Origin of the sequence: Tritonibacter sp. AK171 (genome assembly GCF_030127025.1) — a bacterium.
Classification (GTDB): Bacteria; Pseudomonadota; Alphaproteobacteria; order Rhodobacterales; family Rhodobacteraceae; genus Epibacterium; species Epibacterium mobile.
In genome coordinates this window covers 2,108,528-2,131,525 of the sequence record NZ_CP126134.1, presented here as the reverse complement: position 1 = coordinate 2,131,525, position 22,998 = coordinate 2,108,528, and the positions used below count along the sequence as shown (strand labels likewise).

General features: G+C 58.2%; 21 protein-coding genes. 11 read left to right on the top strand and 10 right to left on the bottom strand.

The genetic code is table 11. The annotated features are described in order from the left end of the window. Positions 1 to 86: 86 nt before the first annotated feature. Positions 87 to 2,684 carry a hypothetical protein gene (locus QNI81_RS10060; protein ID WP_283966411.1) on the bottom strand — a complete coding sequence of 866 codons (2,598 nt, stop codon included), beginning with the start codon at positions 2,682 to 2,684 and terminating at the stop codon, positions 87 to 89. Between the two features lie 243 nt (positions 2,685 to 2,927). Between QNI81_RS10060 and QNI81_RS10055 the strand changes: the two genes are divergently transcribed. Next, on the top strand, positions 2,928 to 3,644 hold the full coding sequence (locus tag QNI81_RS10055; protein ID WP_005606031.1) for an SIMPL domain-containing protein: 717 nt from the start codon (positions 2,928 to 2,930) through the stop codon (positions 3,642 to 3,644). Positions 3,645 to 3,735: 91 nt separating this feature from the next. Here QNI81_RS10055 and QNI81_RS10050 read toward each other — a convergent pair whose 3' ends face one another. From QNI81_RS10050 to QNI81_RS10025, 6 genes are all read right to left on the bottom strand, one after another. Next, entirely contained in the window at positions 3,736 to 5,028 is a 1,293-nt protein-coding gene (locus QNI81_RS10050) for an O-acetylhomoserine aminocarboxypropyltransferase/cysteine synthase family protein (protein WP_065330958.1), read from the bottom strand. 150 nt (positions 5,029 to 5,178) lie between these two features. Continuing rightward, entirely contained in the window at positions 5,179 to 6,168 is a 990-nt protein-coding gene (locus tag QNI81_RS10045; RefSeq protein WP_283966410.1) for a GT-B fold glycosyltransferase domain-containing protein, read from the bottom strand. A 99-nt stretch (positions 6,169 to 6,267) separates the two neighbouring features. Continuing rightward, positions 6,268 to 7,143: a hypothetical protein gene (locus QNI81_RS10040; protein ID WP_283966409.1), complete on the bottom strand. Its 876-nt coding sequence runs from the start codon at positions 7,141 to 7,143 to the stop codon at positions 6,268 to 6,270. 196 nt (positions 7,144 to 7,339) lie between these two features. Then, positions 7,340 to 7,783, bottom strand: coding sequence for a MaoC family dehydratase (locus QNI81_RS10035; RefSeq protein WP_168577103.1), 444 nt, complete (start codon positions 7,781 to 7,783; stop codon positions 7,340 to 7,342). A gap of 189 nt (positions 7,784 to 7,972) precedes the next feature. Continuing rightward, positions 7,973 to 8,848, bottom strand: coding sequence for a TIGR01459 family HAD-type hydrolase (locus QNI81_RS10030; protein WP_283966408.1), 876 nt, complete (start codon positions 8,846 to 8,848; stop codon positions 7,973 to 7,975). A gap of 143 nt (positions 8,849 to 8,991) precedes the next feature. Then, complete coding sequence (locus tag QNI81_RS10025) at positions 8,992 to 11,040, bottom strand: DEAD/DEAH box helicase (protein WP_283966407.1); 2,049 nt, start codon at positions 11,038 to 11,040, stop codon at positions 8,992 to 8,994. A 230-nt stretch (positions 11,041 to 11,270) separates the two neighbouring features. Between QNI81_RS10025 and QNI81_RS10020 the strand changes: the two genes are divergently transcribed. The 4 genes from QNI81_RS10020 to QNI81_RS10005 all read left to right on the top strand — a co-directional run bounded on the left by QNI81_RS10020 (position 11,271) and on the right by QNI81_RS10005 (position 13,859). Continuing rightward, positions 11,271 to 11,795, top strand: coding sequence for a MarR family winged helix-turn-helix transcriptional regulator (locus tag QNI81_RS10020; RefSeq protein WP_283966406.1), 525 nt, complete (start codon positions 11,271 to 11,273; stop codon positions 11,793 to 11,795). Continuing rightward, entirely contained in the window at positions 11,796 to 12,557 is a 762-nt protein-coding gene (locus tag QNI81_RS10015) for a DNA alkylation repair protein (RefSeq protein ID WP_283966405.1), read from the top strand. Positions 12,558 to 12,575: 18 nt separating this feature from the next. Further along, a complete protein-coding gene (locus QNI81_RS10010) occupies positions 12,576 to 12,914 on the top strand; it encodes a DUF6616 family protein (protein ID WP_126137439.1) in 339 nt (112 codons plus the stop codon). 138 nt (positions 12,915 to 13,052) lie between these two features. Continuing rightward, positions 13,053 to 13,859, top strand: coding sequence for a M48 family metalloprotease (locus QNI81_RS10005; protein WP_039983616.1), 807 nt, complete (start codon positions 13,053 to 13,055; stop codon positions 13,857 to 13,859). A 96-nt stretch (positions 13,860 to 13,955) separates the two neighbouring features. Here the strand turns inward: QNI81_RS10005 and QNI81_RS10000 are convergent, their stop codons facing one another. Beyond that, positions 13,956 to 14,876, bottom strand: coding sequence for a manganese-dependent inorganic pyrophosphatase (locus QNI81_RS10000; protein ID WP_283966404.1), 921 nt, complete (start codon positions 14,874 to 14,876; stop codon positions 13,956 to 13,958). 206 nt (positions 14,877 to 15,082) lie between these two features. On the opposite strand from QNI81_RS10000, the gene QNI81_RS09995 reads away from it, so the two are divergent. Further along, a complete protein-coding gene (locus QNI81_RS09995) occupies positions 15,083 to 15,763 on the top strand; it encodes a hypothetical protein (RefSeq protein ID WP_283966403.1) in 681 nt (226 codons plus the stop codon). Positions 15,764 to 15,785: 22 nt separating this feature from the next. On the opposite strand, the gene QNI81_RS09990 is transcribed toward QNI81_RS09995, so the two are convergent. Then, complete coding sequence (locus QNI81_RS09990; protein ID WP_283966402.1) at positions 15,786 to 16,700, bottom strand: TraB/GumN family protein; 915 nt, start codon at positions 16,698 to 16,700, stop codon at positions 15,786 to 15,788. Between the two features lie 131 nt (positions 16,701 to 16,831). After that, a complete protein-coding gene (locus tag QNI81_RS09985) occupies positions 16,832 to 17,911 on the bottom strand; it encodes a TraB/GumN family protein (protein WP_283966401.1) in 1,080 nt (359 codons plus the stop codon). A 62-nt stretch (positions 17,912 to 17,973) separates the two neighbouring features. Here QNI81_RS09985 and QNI81_RS09980 point away from each other — a divergent pair, with 62 nt between their 5' ends. From QNI81_RS09980 to QNI81_RS09960, 5 genes are all read left to right on the top strand, one after another. Next, complete coding sequence (locus QNI81_RS09980; protein WP_502999219.1) at positions 17,974 to 18,672, top strand: DUF2161 domain-containing phosphodiesterase; 699 nt, start codon at positions 17,974 to 17,976, stop codon at positions 18,670 to 18,672. Positions 18,673 to 18,924: 252 nt separating this feature from the next. After that, a complete protein-coding gene (locus QNI81_RS09975; protein WP_009178812.1) occupies positions 18,925 to 19,212 on the top strand; it encodes a co-chaperone GroES in 288 nt (95 codons plus the stop codon). A 60-nt stretch (positions 19,213 to 19,272) separates the two neighbouring features. Next, complete coding sequence (groL, locus tag QNI81_RS09970; protein WP_005616555.1) at positions 19,273 to 20,916, top strand: chaperonin GroEL; 1,644 nt, start codon at positions 19,273 to 19,275, stop codon at positions 20,914 to 20,916. 715 nt (positions 20,917 to 21,631) lie between these two features. Continuing rightward, positions 21,632 to 21,886, top strand: a complete 255-nt coding sequence (locus QNI81_RS09965; protein ID WP_283966399.1) for a hypothetical protein — start codon at positions 21,632 to 21,634, stop codon at positions 21,884 to 21,886. Positions 21,887 to 22,085: 199 nt separating this feature from the next. Beyond that, on the top strand, positions 22,086 to 22,961 hold the full coding sequence (locus tag QNI81_RS09960; RefSeq protein WP_283966398.1) for a DMT family transporter: 876 nt from the start codon (positions 22,086 to 22,088) through the stop codon (positions 22,959 to 22,961). Positions 22,962 to 22,998 lie beyond the last annotated feature (37 nt).

Below are 22,998 nucleotides of genomic sequence, written 5' to 3'. Positions count from 1 at the left end.
ATGCAATGAGAAAGCCGGGCGAATTGCCCGGCTTTCTTATATTCTGGTTGCTGTTACCTACCGAGGCGGTGGTTGCGTTGCACCCCTTACCCGTTTGGCAGGTTGAGAACCGTGTTTCGGCTCCCTTTTTGGTACTGCAACTGGCCATCGCCAATGGCGACAATGCGGCCACCGTCGAGGCGGTCACCCACTTTGACTTTGACGTAACGGCCTGAAGGCAGGCGCACCAGAGCGCGTCGGTCAGAAGGTTTGCCATACACCCCAATGAGGTTCAGTCGTCTGAGGTTCAGGGCTCTCTGTGTGGTTGCTTGCCGTGCGACGGACGCAGAGGATGGAATCGCTGGCGTGACAGCAGCCGGGGCGGCGGCAACGGCGGCCGTTTGCGTCTGCTCCTGACGACGCTGGGCACGGTCGACCAGATTGGCAAAATTTGCAGGGCGCGCACGCGGTTGCGGCGCTGCGGCAACCGCCAGAGCGGTTGCCGGTTGGCTCTCCTGCTCTTCGGTCTTCAGGCTTTCAGGGCGCAGCTTTGGGCGTTTGGACAAGAGTTCCGCACGCACCACCCCGCCGAGTTGAGCCCGTTCTGTCTGTTCCACCAGGTCATTTGGGCGTGTGCGTGGGCGCACCTGCTGAAGGCGTGCAATCCGTGCAGCCTCATCTGCGGCTTCTAGTTCACGTGCTGTTGGGCGGTCTGGGGTTGCTGGTGGGATTTTCACGGGCCGACCTGCGTACACCATGATCCCATCAGGGTTCAACGTGCCATCTGGCGTCGCCGTTACCAAGCCGCGTTCATCAAGGTCAAACTGTCGACCCGCTTCTGTGGGGCTGGAAACAGCGCCAAAAGGAGTGTCTGTGTCGATCTCGGTTTGCGCGGGCAGGGCAATGGCGTCCTGAGACAGATCGGTGTTGTCGATTGAGGCAACATAGACGTTGTCGAGGCTGATGACCGACGGCACATCTGAAATTTCAGGCACTTTTTGCCAAATACCGGTTGCGGCGTACTGCGCGGCTTGTTCGAGGTCCGTGCCTGCATCAACGGCAAAATCCGCAGTCTCATCTTCCGGCACCATGCCATCGGCAAGCGCCTCTGGGTCTATCTCGTCGCTGTCCTCAAAGATCGCGTCATCATCATTGGTTGCGGTTTGCGCCTGTCCGGCAGCGCCGGTGGAAATGTCGCGCGGCGAGGGCAGGGAGGCAATGATCAGATCTTGGCCATCTATTGGTGCAACCTCGTCCACGACTGGTGTACCAAGGGCTTCTAGGACGGCGGCATCAGTGACGGTCAGTTCTTCTGACGAGACTGTTTGTGCCCCATCGGCTGCGGGCGGTGCCGCGCCGTCAGTGCTGATGGTGGTCGTCAGCTCTTTGTTGAGGTCTGTGTTCGACGCAGAGGTGGCAAGAACGGGGGGCGCCACAGGATCTTCGGTTTCAATAAGGTCCGCGCGTTTGAGGTCGGACCACAAATCGGGCAATTGCTGAACCACGGCCCAAGCGCCAATCGCAGAAACGGCTGCCAGTCCCGCTGCCATAAGGCCAATTCGACCAGATCGAGACCGCAGGGGGCGGGCCTGCGGAGTGGTGAGGTCGCCGCTGGGCGAAGCGATAGGCTGCGCTTTGGCTGGCGCTTCAGGTTTTGGTGGTGCGGATGTGGTATGTGCGAGAACCGGCGTCGGCAAAGCGAGGTTCGGCGCTGCAGGTACGGGTGATATTGCGGCAACAGAAGTTGCAGCTTTGGGACCGGTTAGCACGGGCGCTTTGGAGTGCGGCGTATCCACCGCTTTTGTCGTTTCCGGCAGGATCACTGTCGGCGCAGGTTTCTGAGAGACCTCCGCAGGTGTTGCGCTGAGTTCGGGGGCCTGATCGCGACTGCGGCGCGTTGTAAAGCCAATCGCGGGGCCAGCCTCATCGGTGTCCACATCAAGGGTGTCGGTGTCCTCTGTGATTGAGGTGTCGTCCGACGATGCGTGAGAAGTGATCAGCTCTGCGGTCTCCGCGCCGGTGGTCTTTGGGGGCTCTGCGGGGGGCGGGGCCGCAGGCAAGATGATGGGAATGCCGCTGCGCGGAGTGAGTTCGTCATCCGCCGCGTCTTCAGGATATAGGTTCGGCTCTTCAGTCTCTGCGGTGTTGGTCGCAGATGTCTCTTCAGGGATGGGGGCAGGAACTTCGACAACTGCAATACCATCCGGTTCGACCTTCAGCTTGCGCGCAGCTTTGGCAGTTCCGAAGAATGGTTCGCCCAAAAATGGCATGTCACCGGGCGCAGCGACAAAGCTCACTGGGCCAAATCCATGCTCGGATGCAAAGCTCTCAGCTTCTTGGAGTGTTTCAAGCGCGACAGCAGCCACATGAGTGGTCGCACCATCTGCGCTGATGTCAAAGGCCAGTTCAGAGACCGGATAGGGCGTTGCCCCTTCCAGCGCGTCACGAGCTGCGGAAATCCGCGCATCATGAGGCAGATCGCCTGTCTCGATACTTAGATAGCGGATCTGAGTGTCGGGCAGCACCAATTTGGAATGCAGGGGCTTGTCGGACAGGTCAATGGCTTGACTGCGCAATTCCGCGAGCTGCGCGGCCATATCTTCTGCGTCCGGTGATACCGAACCCAAACGATACCAGCCACCCGCGCCACGGGTCAGCACTGTAATGCCATCAAACGAAAGAGAGAGCGCGAACTCCGGTTTCATCAGGTCATCAGGATCTTCTGTCTGCGCGCCTCACCCGTAGGAGCCACGTTGCCCCCGGTGTGATACAACCCAAGAGGGCCGCGATCTCGTACCGGGACACCCCGTGCCGGGACGCCGTTATCGTTGCGCAAACCATAGAGCAGGAACCCGCCGAGTGGAAGTAAAAGCGCAATAGCTCCCCTTGCGCGCGGGGTTTTGCCACTCCCATTTAGAGAACAGACCTACACAAGTTGAGGAAACCAGATGTTGAACACAAAAACCGCAGCCCTGATGTTGGCTGGCGCCGTTGCCCTTGCCCCTTTCTCCCTAAGCGCGGAAGAGCTGCGGCAGATCCATGTCACGGGTGAGGCGACCACAGATGTTGCGCCGGATCAGGCTTACATCACACTTGGTGTGCGGGCTCAGGCCAAAGAGGCCGGAGCGGCTATGGAACAGGTTTCGACACGTATGAACGAGGTGATGACCAGCCTCGGAGAAAGTGGCATCGATGCAAAAGATATGCAAACGCAGCAGATCTCCATGCACCCGGTCTGGAGCCAAGTGAAACATGACGGTGTGGATGGCCGCGAGGTGACGGGTTTTGAAGCCTCCAACCTGCTGCGTGTGACCTTGCACGATCTCGACGCGATGGGCGGTGTTCTGGACGATGTGCTGGATGCCGGGGCAAATGAATTCCGTGGGCTGACCTTCTCTTACAGCGAACGGGATGCGGCAGAAGATTTGCTGCGCACTCAGGCGGTTGAAAACGCCTTCAAGAAAGCCCGTCAACTGGCCGAGGCGTCCGGTATGGCGCTTGGATCCGTGCGTGAAATCCGCGATGGCGGGCCTGCGGGCGGTGCACCGATGATGGCGATGGAAATGGCGCGCTCCTCAGATATGCCAATTTCCCCCGGTTCGTTGAGCCTGAGCCATAGCGTGTCTGTGACCTTTGACATCAAGGAACCTTCGGGACCGAATTGATTGACGCTACATGACTGTTATTAAATAGAAAAAGGCCGGGTCTTCCCGGCCTTTTGCAGTCTTGAAAAGGGTGTTTCGCCGACGTGTTACCCTAGCCGCAGGCCTTGGCGAGAGCCTGATCCAAATCGCGGATCAGATCATCTGCGTCCTCAATGCCGATCGAGATGCGCACGACATTCGGGCCTGCTCCGGCCGCCTGTTGCTGCTCGGGCGTCAGTTGGCGGTGCGTGGTGGAGGCGGAGTGGATCACCAGAGAGCGGGTGTCGCCCAGATTTGCCACATGCGAGAATATCTCAAGGCTGTCGACGAATTTGACGCAGGCGTCGTAGCCCCCTTTGAGCGCAACAGTGAACAGGCCACCGGTGCCTTTGGGATAACAACGTTTGGCACGGTCAGCATAGGGCGAGGATGGTAGACCGGCGTAGGTCACATAGTCCACGCGCGGATCGTCTTCGAGCCATGTTGCGACCTTCACTGCGTTTTCAACGTGACGCTGCATGCGCAATGACAGGGTTTCTATTCCCATCAAAGTGTAATGCGCCGCTTGCGGATTCATGGTCATGCCAAGATCACGCAAGCCGATGGCGATACCGTGGAAGGTGAAGGCCAGATTTCCGAACGTCTCATGGAATTTCAGCCCGTGATATGCGGGTTCCGGTGCGGACAGGGAGGGGAATTTATCTGAGGCGGACCAGTCGAATTTACCCGAATCCACGATGCAGCCACCGGTCACAGTGCCGTTGCCAGTGAGGTATTTTGTTGTGGAATGCACCACCAAGGTCGCCCCCTGCGAAATCGGTTGGCACAGATAGGGTGTCGCAGACGTGTTGTCGACAATCAGCGGCAAACCAGCTGCATCGGCAACATCCGCGACCGCACGCACATCAGTGACATAACCGCCAGGGTTGGCGACAGATTCGCAGAACACGGCACGGGTATCATCGTCGATTGCGTCGCGCAGGGCGTCGAGATCGTCGAAGTCGACGAATTTCGCGGACCAGCCAAAGCGTTTGATGGTTTGGCTGAATTGGGTGACGGTGCCGCCATAAAGGCGCGTTGAAGCGACCACATTCTTGCCCGGCCCCATCAAGGGAAAGAGCGCCATAATCTGTGCCGCGTGGCCAGAAGAACAGCATACCGCGCCAACGCCACCTTCGAGTGTTGCCAGACGTTCCTGCAGGACCGCAACCGTTGGGTTGGTCAGGCGAGAGTAGATGTATCCTACTTCCTGCAGGTTAAAGAGAGCCGCGGCATGATCTGCGTCACGAAACACATAAGCGGTGGATTGGTAGATGGGTGTCTGCCTTGCGCCGGTGGCCGGATCAGGGCGTGCGCCTGCGTGAATTTGCAGCGTGTCAAAGCCATAGGTTGGGCCGTCGGACATTTAAACTCTCCCTTGTGTCGCAATCGGTGTTGATATTTCGACAGCACACACCGGGTGCGGCGTCAGTGCAAGCAAAAGCCGTGGGGCAGTTCTCTGAATTTAAGCGTTGCTATGGAACGAGTGTTCGGGGAGGTGCGGCAATGCCCGGCTTCAGCGCATCCAAAGGCCTTCGGATTTAATTTTGTTGCGAATGGCTTGCTCCCGTCGGGGGAGGTTGTCGCGATCAAAGAGCGCCCGTACGCGCTGACCTTTGCCCTGATAGACCAAGCGCTTGATCGGCTCATAGGATTTGAGGACCTTTTTGATCCAGTTCGGGGCGCAGACCTCTTCTAGGGTGGCCACGACATGGTCGCTCTCACGGGCGTAGAGCAGCGGAAAGGTCCGGTAGTGACAGCTGGTAGAGCCATCGAGATAGCCGTCTGGCAGGCTGTCACGCGCACCACCCATGGAATGGATCACCAAAGGCAGGGCGATCTGATCGAGCCACGGATCAAGCGACTGGCACACCAGTGCCTGCGGCAGATCATCCCGGATTGAAACGGCATACTCCAAGAAGCGTGAGCCAAAGGCATGCGGGCAGGGGCCGTAAAAATAACCTGCATTGAAATAGAGGTATCGTTTCCAATACTCATCCGGCTGAGAGCGGTCGAGGCTGCTTTCAAAATCCAGCCCGAACCGGTCATAGAGCGTGCGCCAGATTTCGCTATATCCGGGGCCATACAAGGTCGGCTTTGGCCACGTGCCCTCGCGGCGCAAACTGGCTGAGGGGCGAGAGAAATCGAAAGGTACAGCGCCAATGTCACCGGTGATCAATGTGTCGGTGTCAAAGAACACGAAGGGTTCATCTTTTGGCAACACAGAGAGCGCTTCGATCTTGTTGCCATAGGCATAGGCCTGCCCGAAGTGATGGTTTTCAAAGGGGATGACTTCGACATCCAGACGCGAGAGCGTTTCGAGCACCGGTTCGTTTCGGATGGATGGATCTTGTGACCACAGATGGCCCGGCTGCGGCACCGCAACGATCAAGCGACCCTGAAAGTTCGGGCTCATGTGACGCAGTGATGCTGCAAACAGGACGGCTTCATACATCAATCGGCCAGATTGGCCGACGATTAGGATGTTGAAGACCTGCCCGGACATGACACTCTCTTTGTGATCTGGGAAATTCACCAGACCTTCCTATCGCCCTGCACCTTGAGCGTAAACACCTTTGGCACCAGCGAAAGAGGCCGTCACAGACTAGGGTGTCAGCAAGGTGACGCCGGGAATTTTTTGCAGCTGGGCGACATCTGCGTCATAGGCTTGCTCGATCTCCTCGACGAATTCCGGCGTCCAGTCGGCGATGTCCAACTCTTCTTCGAGTTCTTCTTCCAGCGCGAATTTATCAAGAAACGCGGCAAAGACCTTGCGTTTGAAGATCTCGGTCATTTCAGGGCGTTCATGCAAATATTGCCGCAGGCGGCGCATACCTTCGCGTGTCATGATCGACGCCAAGAGATCCATGCCGCCTCTGATCTTGCTATCGGGTTTCATGTCGCCCATTTCGCGCAAGATCTGTGCCCAAAGGAATGGAGAATCCTCGTAACACCAGAGCGTGATCGGGACATCTGGCACCGCGGTTCGGATGCGGGCCGCCATTGCGGACCAGCGCAGATCCAGCGGATTGGTGTTGTTCAGAACCGTTTGCCTGCGTCCGTTGCCTGCTTTTTCCAGGAGTTTGGACAAAAAGCTCACAGGGCTTCGGATGGCCATAAAGAGGTGCAGATCGTCTTCGGGGAACAGCGCTTTCATCGCCATAAGGCGCTGTTCTGCTTCGGGATATAGCCTTTGACCTTCGAGCGCGTCGCGCTGGGAGCCGAAGAAATGTGGATTGGACAGGATGACGCGCTCGGCGGTTTCCTCTTCGAGGATAGCATCCCAGAGAAAATCGCGTGAATCAGGGGAGGGCTCCCCCATTTGTGCTGCCGACATACAATCCTTGAGCAGGGTGCGATATTTTGCGGGGCCGGGAACGGATGTGCCGCGCTCAAGGAAATCCTCCTTGTTGCGCAGCAAGGTCTTCATCAGCCGATCTTCTTCTGTGCCATGCGCCCCGGCATGTATAATGATCTGCATCTTCCCGACCTGTCTGCCCTTTTATCGCGAGGATAAAAGTAAAGTGCGTCAAAGTTGCGGTCAAATCGCAACTTAAAGGTGACGGTGCAGCAGCGAAGTATCGCGAAGTATCACGCTGACAGGTGGCTTTGGGATTTCTGTAAGCGTCTCTGTCGCAAAGATATTCTTTTGCGTCGTTAGGCAGTATTTCGCAGGATCAGTCGAACTTTCGGGACGGGGCCATAACCATGGCTTCACCGGTCAATACCTTCTTGCCGTCTACAATGCAGCGGCAGTCCAGCTTCACGCGGCGCTTGTCGATTTGGATGTCGGTCACTTCTACTTCTGCCAAAACCATGTCGCCCGGCCGTACCGGAGCGAGGAATTTCAGGTTCTGGCTCATATAGATCGTGCCATGCCCGGGGAGTTGCTCGCCAATCACCGCAGAAATCAGGCCAGCGGTCAGCATGCCATGGGCGATGCGGCCGTGAAACATGGTGTCTTGGGCGTATTCTTCGTCCAGATGCACTGGGTTGCGGTCGGTGGACACTTCGGCAAACAGTTCGATGTCGCGATCGGTCACTTGCTTGCGCAGGTAACGGATCATACCCATCTCGATATCCTCGATACAGATGGTTCCGCGGGGGAAATTATCCAACATCTTACCTCTCCGAGATGGCCGTCTAGCAATAATGAGTTTCATTGGCGGTTTGATTGGTAATTTTATTACCTCGCAACTGCAGAAAGTCAACCCGGCAGATGTCGTCAACCGGACGCCCGTTGGGCGACAGCAAAAGGCCCGCCTTCTCCTGTCGGAGATGACGGGCCCGTTTGGGTCTGTTTCGCTAGGTTAACGCAGAAAGCCGATGCTATAAGTCGGAGCGATCTGTTCCTGAGTGAGATAAGACTCCAGCGATGCGGCATCAGGTTGTGTGTCGGTCTTGGTGTCTTTTGCGGCCAAGCCGCCAGTGATGAAAAGCGTGTCTACGCCTTCCCCCATGCCGCCGGAGATGTCCGTATGCGGGCCATCGCCAATTGCGAGGATGTCACGGTCTGAAATATCGTGACCGATTTCCGTCAGCCGACGCCGGGCGAGATCATAAATTGGTGGATGCGGTTTGCCGAAATAAAGGCTCTCACCGCCCATCTCGGTATAGAGTTTCGCAAGTGCGCCCGCGCACCATTCGCGCACCTCCCCTCGGTCAACGATGATATCAGGGTTGGCGCAGAGGAGTTTCATACCCATCTGTTTTGCATAAAGAAAATCAGCGCGGTTCACTTCAGGATCGGCCATCGTGTCGAATGGGCCGCAGCACACGATACCCTCGGCTTCTTTTAGGGGAGTGCGGGTGATCTCAATAGGATTATCGATCACTTTCATCGGTTCAAAGAAGCCGGCATCGCGCTCCCATTCACCCATGAAATAAACCTTCGAGCCGACTGCACCGGTGAACATGGCGGCACGCGCGGAGTCGCCAGAGGTTGCAATGGTGTCATACGCGTCATCGGGAACGCCAAACTGGCTGAGCTGCTCGGCCACACCAGCACGCGGTTTTGGAGAGTTGGTAACAAGCACCACGACGCCACCGGCCTTACGGTAAGATTGCAGGACCGCCACTGCGTCGGGATAGGCAGTGATGCCGTTATGGACGCAGCCCCAGAGGTCCACAAACAGCGCCTTGTATCGGTCGGAGACCTCGGAAAGAGTGGAGATGATCTGGCTCATGGTGCGGCCTCATGCGCGGTTAGGATTGCCCATCCTATGGCAGAGGCAGCCGGATTTGGCTAGGGCAGGCGATGGATCGCCACAATGCAATACAGCGCCCCCGAGCGAGGGCGCTGTTTCATATCTGTACGCTGTCGCGGCTTTTACCCTTTTCGACCCGGAGGGGTGAAACGCTTTGATGTGTTGGACGCATCAGAGCGGCGGGCTTTGTTCTTTTTGCTGTTTGGTTTGCCTTTTGGGGGCGGCGGACCTTTGGGTTTTTCGAACTTCGGCTTGTCCCCACCACGAGGTTTATCTGCACGGGGCTTGTCGAATTTAGGTTTGTCGCCGCGCGGCTTGTCCCCGCGTGGCTTGTCAAATTTGCCCTTTTCGGAACGCTCGCCACGTGGCTTGTCATAGGCCGGTTTGTCACCAGCGGGACGGGGCTTGGCCGGGCGGGGTTTCACGGGCCGGTCAGCAGCGTCATCGCGGTCGCGCCCGCGATGGGGTTTGCGGTCGCTGGAGTAGTCGCCCCCACCTTTGCGTTCGCCCTTATATCCGGGCTTGCCACCGCCAAAGCCGCCGCGCCCACCGCCCTTGCGGAACGGAGGTTTGCTCCGCTCAGGCAGGTTCGGAGCCTCGTTCAGGCGCTCAAGTGCGGAGCCATCATCCAGCGCCATGTCACCACCGAGGGTTGCCATGAAACCTTCGACCTTGTCTTCGGCAATCTCGGCATAGCTTTTGTCGCCGACGATGCGAATTGCACCAATAGCAGTTTTATCAATGCCACCGGCCTTGCACAACATCGGCAACAGGCGGCGCGGATCTGCGCCGGCGTCCCGACCGCCCTCAATGGCGAACCAGACAGACGGCCCAAAGGGTGCGCGGTCTTCTTTTTTCTTGCGGGTGTCCATCGCGGTCACATCGGTCAGCTCTTCCGGTGCCGAGCGTGCTGCCGACCACAGCCGCAGATACCCTGCCGCCAGTTGCTCGGGCGAGAAGCTCTCGACCAGCTTTGCCAATGTTTCCTGTTGGCTTTCTGGGGCTTCTTCGGTCCAGACGGTATCCGAAAGCATCCGTTCCAGATCGCGGCCACGGACCTCGTCTGCGGAGGGCGCATCAACCCATTCTGCAGAAAGTTTGGCATCTCGCAGCAGGCGCTCTGCTTTGCGCACGGAACGCGGCGTCACCATCAGGGCACTTGCGCCCTTGCGGCCCGCGCGGCCAGTGCGGCCAGACCGGTGCAGCAGGGTTTCATGGCTCGACGGCAGGTCAGCATGCACCACCAGATCGAGGTTCGGCAGGTCGATGCCGCGTGCTGCCACGTCGGTTGCGACGCAGATCCGGGCGCGCCCGTCACGCATAGCCTGCAAAGCGCCTGCGCGTTCGGATTGCGACAACTCGCCCGACAATGCCACAACTTGAAAACCGCGGTTCGACAGACGGGTCAGCAAGCGGTTCACTGCGGCACGGGTATTGGCAAAAACGATGGCGTTGGGAGCCTCGTGAAACCGCAGGACGTTGATGATCGCATTCTCGATATCATGCGGGGCAACCACATGAGAGAAATAGGAAATATCGCTGTGCTGCTCGGATTTGTTGATTGTGGAAATCCGTTGCGCGTCATTTTGATAGGTCTGCGCCAGCGCGGCGATCGGCTTTGACACGGTGGCCGAAAACAGCAGGGTCTGGCGATCTTCCGGGGTCTCTTCGAGAATGAACTCCAGATCCTCGCGGAACCCGAGATCGAGCATCTCGTCCGCCTCATCCAGAACCACGGCGGCCACGCCACTCAGGTCGATGGAGCCACGGGTGATGTGATCGCGCAAGCGGCCCGGTGTGGCGACAACGATATGCGCCCCACGTTCAAGCGCACGGCGCTCGTCGCGCATATCCATCCCACCCACGCAAGAGGCCAGAACTGCGCCTGCATCGCCATAAAGCCAGCTCAGCTCGCGCTTTACTTGCAGCGCCAGCTCGCGGGTGGGGGCGATAACCAGAGCCAACGGACTGGCGGCACGTTCGAACTGACCGTCCTCATTCAGAATGGTAGGCGCAATGGCGAGGCCGAAGCCAACTGTTTTACCGGAACCGGTTTGGGCGGACACCAAAAGATCCGCACCTGCCAGTTCAGGGTCCGAGACCGCCTCCTGAACAGGGGTGAGAGACGTGTAACCACGGCGCTCCAGCGCCTGCTGCAAGGTGGGTATCAAGAGGGGGATCCGTTCGTATCACAAAGAGGGCACTGTTCTGCGCCCGTTGGGTCAAGATCGCGCGTATAACGCAAGGCTGAAGCTTTGTATAGCACATCTCATGCGCCATAGCTGCATGGCTGCGTTGCATTTGTGCGAAGTGGCCATTCGCCGGGCTGAGGGGGATGAGGGTCTATGTGATGTGTTATTAGAGCTTGATTTTAGTAAGTCACCTAATCATAAGGTGCCATATGGAATCGCTGGAACAAAAACATATCTCAATGATCGCAGAGGCACAGAGGCGGGGCCGGGGGGATGCCGGTGGCATTCGTCTCTGTTTTGAAGTGCTGGCTCTGGCAAGCGCAATAGACCGCTCATGCGCCCTCCGGCTTGCACCACACCGATTGTCCGAAGGGAAATTTGTGTTGCTCTGCCTGCTGCACGATCGATCCGAAGGGCTCGCCCCGCATGAGCTTGCGACGTGGGCGGGGGTGACGCGCGCCACGGTAACGGGCCTTCTCGACGGGTTGGAGCGCGACGGATATGTGTCCCGGCAGGCCCATCGCGAGGATCGGCGCAAGATCTTGGTGATGCTGACCCCATCTGGGCAAGTCTTGGCAGACGCGCTTTTTGACGAACACAGCCAGTGGATTGCATCGTTGTTCAATGGGTTCGAACCACAGGATCGCAAGACGCTCTCAAACCTGTTGGCGCGGGTCAGGCACAATCTGGCGGAGGGTGAACACACCGATACGCCGAGCGCCGAGGGTGCCTAGATGCGCGTTGCAGACATCCCGTCAGAGCGCCTTAACCTGTTAAACACGGGTCAGGCCGAGTCTACGACACTTACGGAATGTCTTGCCGTGGATTTTGCAGCTCTGATGCGCGCTACCTTTCCCGACATCGGGCAAGAGCGGCTATCGGCAATGCAAGCCGCTTCCGGGGCGGGGATCACGCGCCGCATGGCCTTGGCGGCGAAGTTGATCCACGATGCCCACCCGCAGGGCATGGTCTCAGCGCTTTATGAGCACAAATCGGACACTCTGCGCGGCTGGGCTTGCTATCTCATCGCCACACAAGAGGAGATGCCCCTGCGCACGCGGCTTATGTCCATGCGATGTCTGGCAGATGATGCACATTTCGGGGTTCGCGAATGGGCGTGGCTTGCGGTGCGCCCTTATATTGCAGCAGACCTTGATGATGCGATTTCAGAATTGAGCGCCTGGGCACTTGATCCCTCCGAGCGCATTCGACGCTTCGCATCAGAGGCCATTCGCCCGCGCGGCGTGTGGTGCGCGCATATTGCCCCGTTACGTCAACGCCCCGAGCAGGCTCTGCCGGTTTTAGAGCCCCTGCGAGCGGACCCTGCGGCCTACGTACAGGATTCGGTGGGAAATTGGCTCAACGATGCCAGCAAGGATCAGCCGGGATGGGTGCAATCTCTGTGTGATCGCTGGCAACAAGAGAGCAGTACTCCAGCCACAGCCCGTATCTGCAAACGCGCTCTGCGCTCTATCGCAAAAAAGAAACAAACATGATTTCAAAGGACTACACTCATGTCGCATTATTTGGCTGAGCTTTACTCCCCTAAGTCCGCGTGGCTGAACCTCGATGCCGAGGCGCGGCGTCAGTTTTTTGATGGGATCGGTGCGGGCATGGGGCCTTTGATGGAGCTTGGTATCGAGCCGCTGGCGCTGGGCAAGGTGGATGCAGATATGCTGCATGCGCCAACGCAGCAGTTTTTTGCCATTTGGCGCGCACCCGATGCAGTGGCCATGAGGGCTTTGGTGGACGGGATCGCCGCCTCTGGTTGGCATGATTATTTCGACACGGTGAATGCGACCGGCGTCGGACATGATTTGAACGCCCATCTGGCACAGCTCGCCGCCGTTTGAGCGATTTGCAGGATGCACATCGCTGCCGGGGTTATGCCTTCGGCAAAGCGGTGGCTTCTTTCGCTTGTGGTGGCAGCGGGGGGTGGTAATCTCTTGGCGATCTAGTCTTGGCGTGCCGCCAGATGCAAAAGTAGAGAGATGATGTTAAACCGTTTTTCGCGCTTTCCCTTACCCGCGTTGATGGTGGCGGGACTTCTTACAGCGGTCTCCTGTGGGACAACCTACGAGTTGCCGGATACGGGAGGTGCATACTCTGACGAAGCCGCGCGGCTTTTTGCCGAGGCGCGCCAAAGCCCGCCCCCAAAGACCCTGTCGCGCAGCGCCGCTGAGGCGCGTTTTGCGCGTGTCGAGCCTCGTGTGATGCGTGCGGGACGTGAGACCTGTTTGCGGCTCAAGACCGGTGTGAATTGCAACGTCGATATCGCCATTGATCGCGAGATGGATGAACGCAACGCCTATTTCACCTATCAGAATGGGCAACCTATCATTCGGATCTCCTTGCCGCTTATTCAGGACACCGGAAGCGATGATGAGGTCGCTTTTGTGCTGGCGCATGAATATGGGCACCTGATCGGCAGGCATGTCGAAAAGCAGCAGCAACAAGTGCTCGCTGGCGCGCTCATTGGTGGGGCGCTGGCCGGTATCGTTGGCGACAGCAGTGATGCTGTGGGGATCGGTATGGGCGTTGGCGCCAGCGCGGGCGGAATTGTCTATTCGCAATCGTATGAGTTGGAAAGCGACACGCTTGGAACCCGGATCGCTTATGATGCGGGCTATGATCCGGTCGAGGGCGCAAAGTTTTTCGCGCGGTCAGAGGCTGCCCGCGGGTCGGGGGGCGGCTATTCGATTTGGGGCACTCATCCACCAGATCGCAGGCGCGTAGCAACAGTTCTGGCAACCAAAGCCCAAATCGATGGCCAGGTCGGTCTGCGCAACGCCAACTGAGTTCTCGTCTGGGATCGGCAAAGTTCGAAAGAGAAACCAAAAGGCCCGCTGAAAGCAGCGGGCCTTGCTCTTATCTGCAGGTGGTTGTGCAGCCTATCAGACCTTGAGGTTCGGGATGATCTGCTTTTTGCGTGACATCACGCCCGGCAGCACCACGAGGTCACCCTCAACTGTGGCACCAAAGCTCTTCTCTGCCACGGTTTTCACCAGATCATTTGGCACCAGCAGGGTGGCTTCTTCCTTCAGGATGTCGACCACGAACAGCAACACCTGATCAACGCCATCTTCGGCCTGCACGGTTTTGAACGTCTCCATCAGGCTGTCCTTGCGGCCCAGTGGGATTTCCGGTGCGGTGGTTTCCAGAACGGAGACACGGAATTTGGTGCCGTCGACCTCATATTCCTTGGAGTCCATACGGATCAGCTCGACGTCGGAAAACGCAGAGACATCGGATTTGGCGGCGAACATCTCCGCGGCGTAGTCAGCAATGTCGAGACCGAGGTCTTTGGCCAGCTTTTCCGCCACGGCGCGGTCATGCGGGGTTGTGGTGGGGGAGCGGAACTCCAGCGTGTCCGACAGAATGCAGGTCAGCGCGGCACCTTTGATGTCCTCGGGCATGCGGTCTGCATCGGTGCCCATCAGATCATGCATGATGGTGGCGGTGCAGGCCAGCGGGCGCACGGTGATGTCGATTGGGCCTTTGGTTTCCAGACCACCGACCAGTTTGTGGTGATCGATGATCGCACGGATATCGGCAGAGTTGATGGAGGCTGGAAGCTCTGCCGGGTTGTTGGTGTCAACGATCACAACCGGTGCGTCGGCATCAACGTCGGCGATGATGGCGGGCTTCTCAAAGCCCCAGCGCTTCAGCATGAAGGCGGCTTCGGTGTTGGGTTCGCCCAAGAGGACGGGGGTTGCCGCTTCGCCTTTCACCTCGTTCAGATACCAAGCCCAGACGATGGCGGAGCCGGTGGAATCGGTGTCGGGAGATTTGTGGCCGAAAACTTGAATGGTCATGAATACGATCCTGTCTGACGGGGTCTGTTGCCGCGCCTTATAACAGGGACGCATGGTTTGTCACCCCGCGTCAGTCGCGCCCCCGGTTCCTGCGCAGCGCATGGCTGGGTTCGGTGTTGGAGCGCACGTGCTTGCTGGGAAATGCCTCATATGCCTATCCTCATATGTGGCACTTGCCGTATCCCTTAGTCGTGGAGATATTTTAAATGACGAGCACATTTCAAAACCGAATTGCCAGCGGGGTTATTCTTCTCTTGGGCGCGACCTCTGTATTGGCCGAGGACAACAACGACGCGGTAAAGGGCGATGCCTCGCCACAGCCATTTTACAGCGGCAGTTGGCGCAGCGTGGAGGTTGATAAACAGTGGATCATCAATGGGCTGACTGAGCGCCGCCTGATCAGGATCACATGCGAGGGGATTTCCAACGATCAGGAGTTTCCCAGCTTTTTGCTGGTGACAGAGGCCGGGGAGTACCGCTGGCCGATCAACGAAAGTGGTGCGGCGTTTGTAGAGGCGCGACAACTCGCGCTCCGTGAAGCGGGTGCTGGGAAGGTCGTGCAATGTGACTGGGTGGCAATGCGCGATTCTGGCACGCCTCTAGATACGGTCCATGTGGATGTACGTCCCGGCGATAACATCCTGCTGGGTGGCTTCGCCAAAGAACGCGAGTTTTCCATCGCGTTTTACAGCACTGGAGGGTGCAGCGATCTGTCGGCGCAGCTCTATATCGATAATGCGCCCTTGGTTACCGTTGATAATCAACCACAGCTTCTTACCCCCAATGCCAGTTATTTTGGCGCGGGGCAGGTCGTCGAAGCAAAAATTAACGGACTCTGCGCGCAAGACGCCATCCCGGTCCTTGCGTTCTCTCTGGCGGGGCGCTGACCGGGCATGATCACGGGCGTGATCAGTCTTGTGCAGGCGCCAGTTGATACCCGGCGCGACGCAACATGTTCAAAAGCCCGGTGTCCCCCGCCAAATGTGCAGCCCCCACCGCAACAACAAGACGCGGCTCCTGCCGTGCGGTGAGCCTTTTGACCCAAGCGCGATTACGCTTTTCCAGCACAACGCGGTCGAAACTTGCCAGGAGCCGATGCACCTCTCGGCGGGGCACGTCGAGATCGCGGTAGATCATCCAACTCAGCAGGATGCGACCTTCGGTGAGGCGACCATCGAAGAAGGATTCTGACAGGGTGATGTAAAGGTCTTCGTGGCGGGTTTCGCTGCGCAGATCAAAACGCAACATCTTGACCTGATCAGGCAGCGGCATTGACGCGAGCGCCGCCAGCCCAGCCTCTGGGGCTTCTAATCCCAATGTCGGGGTGCCGGCGGTTCGGGCGGTGCGCTCGATGCGGTCGTCCAGCCCCCGCCGGCTGCCAAAGCCGCGCTTGCGGCAGTCGGTGCCCGTGAGGAAATCCGAGAGATACCACGGCTGCATTCTCGCAGCTGCCTCGGGCGCGATCCCAAGCACCGCGAGGCGCGCGGTCAGAAGCGTCCAGTCGTCTGCGGGCATCATTCGATCAAGTCGCTGACCGGGAGGCAGCAGAAAATACCGGGCAAAAGCGCTTTGGTCACTATCGGCCGCGATCATTTGCGGCTCGGTCACTTCCAGAAAGACCGCGTCCGCCTGACGGATCAAAGGTCGTATGCGCCGCATCATGGATGACATGCGCGCATCGCCGCTGTGTTGGGTGCCGATCACATCGATACGTTGCGCGCCGCGCGTTGCAATCCAGTGATTCCCGAGGGCATAGGGCACTTTGGCCAAATCAGCGTCAAGTCGCGCCCGGGCGCTGTCGGTCAGGTGATCACGCAAATCCATGCCCCCGCATCGGGCGGCGGTGTCCGTTGCGCCAGCTCCAAGGGAGAAGGACGACAGGAGCAATATCACAGCCGCGCTGCGCAGCCCCTGTGTCAGCCGCTGAAGCAGATGTTGCTTTCTCAGTCGTGCAATCACAGCGGTGCCCTTTCGATCTGGTAGCCTTCGGCCTCCAGCAGGGCCAGCACGCCTTGGTCGCCGGGCAGATGGGCAGCCCCGATTGCAATGACCAATTGCGCCCCCTCCGTGGCTTCGATTACGGGAATCCAATCGCGGTTGCGCTGATAAAGGAGCGTTTCCAGCAACTCGTCGAGTTGAGCCTGACGCTCCGCTACAGGTATCTCGCCTTCGGCTGCAAGAAACTGTTTGAGCTGCAACAGGGTGTATTCCTGTACCTCGCCGTCAAAATAGCTCTCTACCATTGTGTAGAAATCATCCGGCCCAACCCCCATCATGGCGATGTAGCTGCGCAGTTCTTCGACTTGTTCCTCCAATGGCGCTGCATCCAACATTTGAAACAGCCGAAGCGGATCTTCGAGCGACAATGTTGGCACATCCGCCGCTTCGGCAACCTGCATCAACTTTGCATCAAGGCCGTCGGTCACATCTTTTATGGTGCGGGCGCATTGTGGAACCGACAGCGACAAAGACAGGAACCAGGGGCGCATCTTTGCGGCCATGAAGGGCGGAATGCCTGCGGCACTGGCTTGAGCCGCGATATGCTGCCAGTCTTCTTGTGGCAGCCGGTCAATCAACGTTGGCCCATCGGTGATGAATACCATCGAAGGAGTCTCAGCCAGCGCGTGGTTTAGCCGGGCTTTGTCCTCGCGGTTCACTTCCAAAAGCACGGCATCTGCGTGTCCAATGGCTGGGGCCATATGTGCGACTAGCGCGTCGTGACGGGGGTCATTCAGATGCATGGTGCCGATGATATGCAGCCGACGTTCGTCTTTGGTGGCAATCCAGCTCAACCCTTCTGCATAGGGCGTGCGAGCAAGCTCGTCGTGAACCTCGCGAAGCAGTTCGGGCGAAGCAGTCCGGCGCAGATCCGTGCCTGTGCACGCCGCCTGAAGCGGGTTCGCCAGGCTCAGGGGCAGCAGGCAGATTGACGCGCTGACCAACAGGCGGCGAACCCTTGGGGCAGTGCGCCACGGTTCCAAAGGTCGCGCCAACCAGCCCCCTACGGGACGGAGGCGAGAGAATAATCCAGTCATGACGCACCGCTCGAAATTTTCCTGTTGCGCTACATTGCCATTGCGACCGGGGCGGGGCAAGCATGGCCGTGATGGAACGTGAACAGGATCTATATGCCCCGGTCAAAGCGCTGCTTGAGGCGCAAGGCTATGAGGTGAAGGGCGAGGTCGGGGCTGCCGATGTGGTCGCGATCCGCGGTGGCGAGGCCCCGGTGGTTGTAGAGCTGAAACTGCGCTTTTCGCTCAGCTTGTTCCATCAGGCGATCACGCGACTGGCGCTATCAGATACGGTATACATCGCTGTACCGCGCCCCACCGGCAAAGTGGCGCGCAGAACTCTCAAAGACAATCTTGCACTCTGCCGCCGTCTGGGGCTGGGGTTGATCACTGTACGTGCGGATGGTCGTACTGAGGTTCATTGCGATCCCGGACCTTATGCGCCGCGCAAATCCAAGGTGAAAACTGCACGCTTGCTGCGCGAATTTGCGCGCATCCAGGGCGACCCTAATACCGGTGGGGCGAAACGCGGCGGGCTGATGACAGGGTATCGTCAGGATGCGCTGACCTGTGCATTGCATCTTTTGGAATACGGCCCCGCTCGCGGCGCAGACATTGCCAAAATCACTGGAATCGCGCGTGCAACGCAAGTGATGTATTCCAATCATTACGGCTGGTTTGAGCGGGTAGAGAAGGGAATTTATGCGCTGACCGATAAGGGGCGAACTGAGCATCAAAACTGGCTCAGATCTGCACCGGAACCCGCCCAGCCAAAGACGAAATGACCTGCGGGCCTTTTGTTTTTCTTCTAACGAGAAATATCCCGGGGAGTGTGAGGGGCAGCGCCCCTCGCATACGCCAGCGTAGGCTGTCACAAGGAACTGCAAATTTTCTGGTCGCCTCATGTTGACTCGCGATTTCGCTATGCCTAACTATCCCGCAGTTAGCACTCGACTGAGGTGAGTGCTAACGTCTCCGCGGCCCATTCTGGGCGTGGGGAAAGGAAAACACTTTGAGCCTTTTGAGGAGCTGCAAAGATGGCATTGAAACCGCTTCATGACCGTGTGCTGGTTCGCCGTACCGAAAGCGAAGAAAAAACCGCAGGTGGTCTGATCATTCCCGACAGCGCCAAGGAAAAACCGTCCGAGGGCGTTGTTGTCGCGTGTGGCGAAGGTGCACGCAAGGACAGCGGCGAGCTGATCGCGATGGCCGTGAAAGAGGGTGACAAAATCCTCTTCGGCAAATGGTCCGGCACCGAAGTCACCGTCGACGGCGAAGAGCTGCTGATGATGAAAGAAAGCGACATCATGGGTGTGATCGTCTGAGCTCCGCTCCGACACACCCCACATCGCGCAACACTACAGTATTCTCAAGGAGACTGAAAAATGGCTGCTAAGGACGTCAAATTCGACACCGATGCCCGCAACCGTATGCTGAAGGGTGTGAACACCCTCGCAGACGCTGTTAAAGTGACCCTCGGCCCCAAAGGCCGCAACGTGGTTCTGGAGAAATCCTTCGGCGCACCGCGCATCACCAAAGACGGTGTTTCCGTGGCAAAGGAAATCGAACTGGAAGACAAGTTCGAGAACATGGGCGCGCAGATGGTGAAGGAAGTTGCTTCCCGCACCAACGACGAAGCCGGTGACGGCACCACCACCGCGACCGTTCTGGCTCAGTCCATCGTTCGCGAAGGTCTGAAGCAGGTTGCAGCGGGCCTGAACCCGATGGACCTCAAGCGCGGCATCGATCTGGCAACGGACAAAGTTGTCGAAGCGATCAAAGCTATGGCGCGCGAAGTCAAAGACTCTGACGAAGTTGCTCAGGTCGGTACCATCTCTGCAAACGGCGAAGCCGAAATCGGTCGTCAGATCGCAGACGCGATGCAGAAAGTTGGCAACGACGGCGTGATCACCGTCGAAGAAAACAAAGGTCTGGAAACCGAGACCGATGTTGTCGAAGGCATGCAGTTTGATCGCGGCTACCTGTCGCCCTACTTCGTGACCAACGCCGACAAGATGACCGCAGAGCTCGAAGACTGCCTCATCCTGTTGCACGAGAAGAAACTCTCCTCCCTGCAGCCGATGGTTCCGCTCCTTGAGCAGGTGATCCAGTCCCAGAAGCCGCTCCTCATCATTGCTGAGGACGTTGAAGGCGAAGCGCTGGCAACTCTGGTTGTGAACAAACTGCGCGGCGGCCTGAAAATCGCAGCTGTTAAGGCACCGGGCTTCGGCGATCGCCGCAAGGCCATGCTGCAGGACATCGCGATCCTGACCGGTGGTCAGGTGATCTCCGAAGATCTCGGCATGAAGCTCGAGTCCGTGACCATGGACATGCTTGGCACCGCCAAGAAAATCCAGATCACCAAAGACGAGACCACCATCGTTGACGGTGCGGGCGAGAAAGCAGAGATCGAAGCACGCGTCGCTCAGATCCGCGCTCAGATCGAAGAAACCACCTCTGACTACGACCGTGAGAAGCTGCAAGAGCGCGTTGCCAAACTGGCAGGCGGTGTTGCCGTGATCCGCGTCGGCGGCATGACCGAAGTGGAAGTCAAAGAGCGCAAAGACCGTGTGGACGATGCTCTGAACGCAACCCGCGCAGCTGTGCAGGAAGGCGTGATCGTCGGCGGTGGTGTTGCTCTGGTTCAGGCTGGCAAGTCCCTCGAAGGTCTGACCGGTGTGAACGCAGATCAAAACGCAGGTATCGCAATCGTGCGCCGCGCGCTCGAAGCACCGCTGCGTCAGATCGCTGAAAACGCAGGCGTCGACGGCGCGGTGGTTGCAGGCAAGATCCGCGAATCCGAAGACAAGAACTTCGGCTTCAACGCGCAGACCGAAGAATATGGCGACATGTTCTCCTTCGGCGTGATCGATCCGGCCAAAGTGACCCGCACCGCACTGGAAGACGCAGCCTCCATCGCGGGTCTGCTGATCACGACTGAAGCCATGGTTGCAGACAAACCGGCCAAAGAAGGCGCGGCACCTGCAGGTGGCATGCCCGACATGGGCGGCATGGGCGGCATGATGTAAGTCACGCCATCCAGTTTTGGATGATGGCCCCTCGGGGCCGAAAGGGTCGCCCTTGGGCGGCCCTTTTTTGTGTTGCGAAGGCCTGAAGTCGCTGTCGCGTCAGCGCAGGAGGTGTAGCTGAGCCAGTGTCTGCCGCGTAGCATATGCAGGGCAGCCCACTCGGGGGCGTGACGTGCAAGTATCGCTGCCACGTGGTGGCGACCTGTCCCGGATGCATCTTGTGTTTTTGCCATCTGCGCTTTTTTCGTCGTGCGCCATCGGTAGAGTTGCCGAGCGGCCACAGTGATTGTGTCGGCACAATTTATCGCTACCTGAATTTTGTACCGTCATGTTACGAGACGCCTGTGTTCAACCCAAGGCAGAAGGAGGCACCTATGACCAATTTTGTGATCAAGATGCGCTCTTCCGCTGTTTGGGCCGATCAATTTGGTGCAGGCCTATACGTAGGCGGCGCATATATGGGGCGACCAGCAGGCACCTGCTGAACGATCTCATTCGATCGGCTCTGGATTGAGCTGAACACCACTTCCACTTGTTGATAGATCTTTGAAGTTCACTCGCTCATGGCGTGTGCTTGTGGTGTTTTTTGTCACAGGTTTGCTCGCACTGAGGGGATTTCAACACCTCCGCCCATTCATTGGGCATCAGTGTATCGATCCATCACTTTTTCAAACTCAACACGATAGGAGCCCCGGTGTGCCGGGGGAGAGTTTTCATGACGTCTAACCCTGTTTTGCCTGATATGGCACCCAACCCAATGCTTGCTCGCCTTGTTGTCGAGGAGCACTTCCGCAGCCTCAGCCTGATACGTCGGTTGGTGTTGGCGGTGCGCATGATCCTGATCACGCGGCCTCCGCGTGCTGGTGTGATCGATGCAAGCCTCAACGCGCATCTTCGCGCGGATATCGGCTTACCATCGACATATGATCGTGCAGATCCGCCGAAATGGTACCCTCCTCCCATTTTCTAAAGTGGCCGGGGCAGAGGTGATCTCTGCCCCGGTGCCGTGGATGATACCAACGGTGAGGCAAAGGGTGGGCTATTGATGCGCAACCAAGTGGAGTGTTCCACATATTTGTGTCTGACTGTTCCTTGACAAAGCGGCGCGTGGCGGGCTCGTTGCCCGAGGCCTATTGAAGGTCTGTGAAACTATTGCGTTGGACATATCCATGCGGCTGATCGCCCTCACAGCACTCGTTATGATCGCCTTTGCGGCGAATTCCATTCTGGGACGATGGGCGATTGGACCGGGGCATATGGACGCCACTGGTTTTGGGCTGTTGCGATTGGCGTCGGGGGCGGTGATGCTCTGGGCCTTGTGTCTCGTGCAGGGACAACGCCCGACCGACGGTTGGCGACGATCAATGGCCGGAGGTGCTTCGCTCACTCTTTATATGGTTGGTTTCTCAGTGGCTTATGTCGCGCTGGATGCGGGGCTTGGCGCTTTGGTGCTGTTTGGCGTTGTGCAGGTTTCGATGTTTGGCTGGAGCCTTGTTCAGCGTGAGCCTGTGTCTGCCGCGCAAATTCTTGGTGCCTGTGTCGCACTTGCGGGGCTTGCGTATGTGGTGTGGCCGGGTGGAGAAACCGCCGCACCGCTTTGGGCTGTCCTGTTGATGGGGGCAGGGGGACTTGGTTGGGGCATTTACAGTCTGGTTGGGCGAGGTACGACAACGCCGCTTGCCTCCAGTGCTGTGAATTTCCTTCTTGCGACTGGAATGATCCTGCCCGTGGTCTGGTTCATGAATGGCGGCGCTGTGGTCACGGCTTTTGGCTGTTTGCTCGCGGTGATCTCTGGTGCGGTGACGTCGGGGCTGGGGTACGCTCTGTGGTACCGGGTCTTGCCCCAGATACCCGCCCCTGTGGCTGCCACGGTCCAATTGAGTGTGCCTGTCATTGCCATTTTTGCAGGCGCGGTGATCCTTGGCGAACCCGTGGGCACCCGATTGCTGTTGGGCACGGCTGCAGTGCTAGGGGGGATTTCAATGGTGATCCTGTGTCCTGCACGCCCACGCAGGAGGGTTCCAGAAGAGCAGGGGCTTTCCTGATCATATGAGAGTGCCTATGTGCTGTGAATGATCAGAC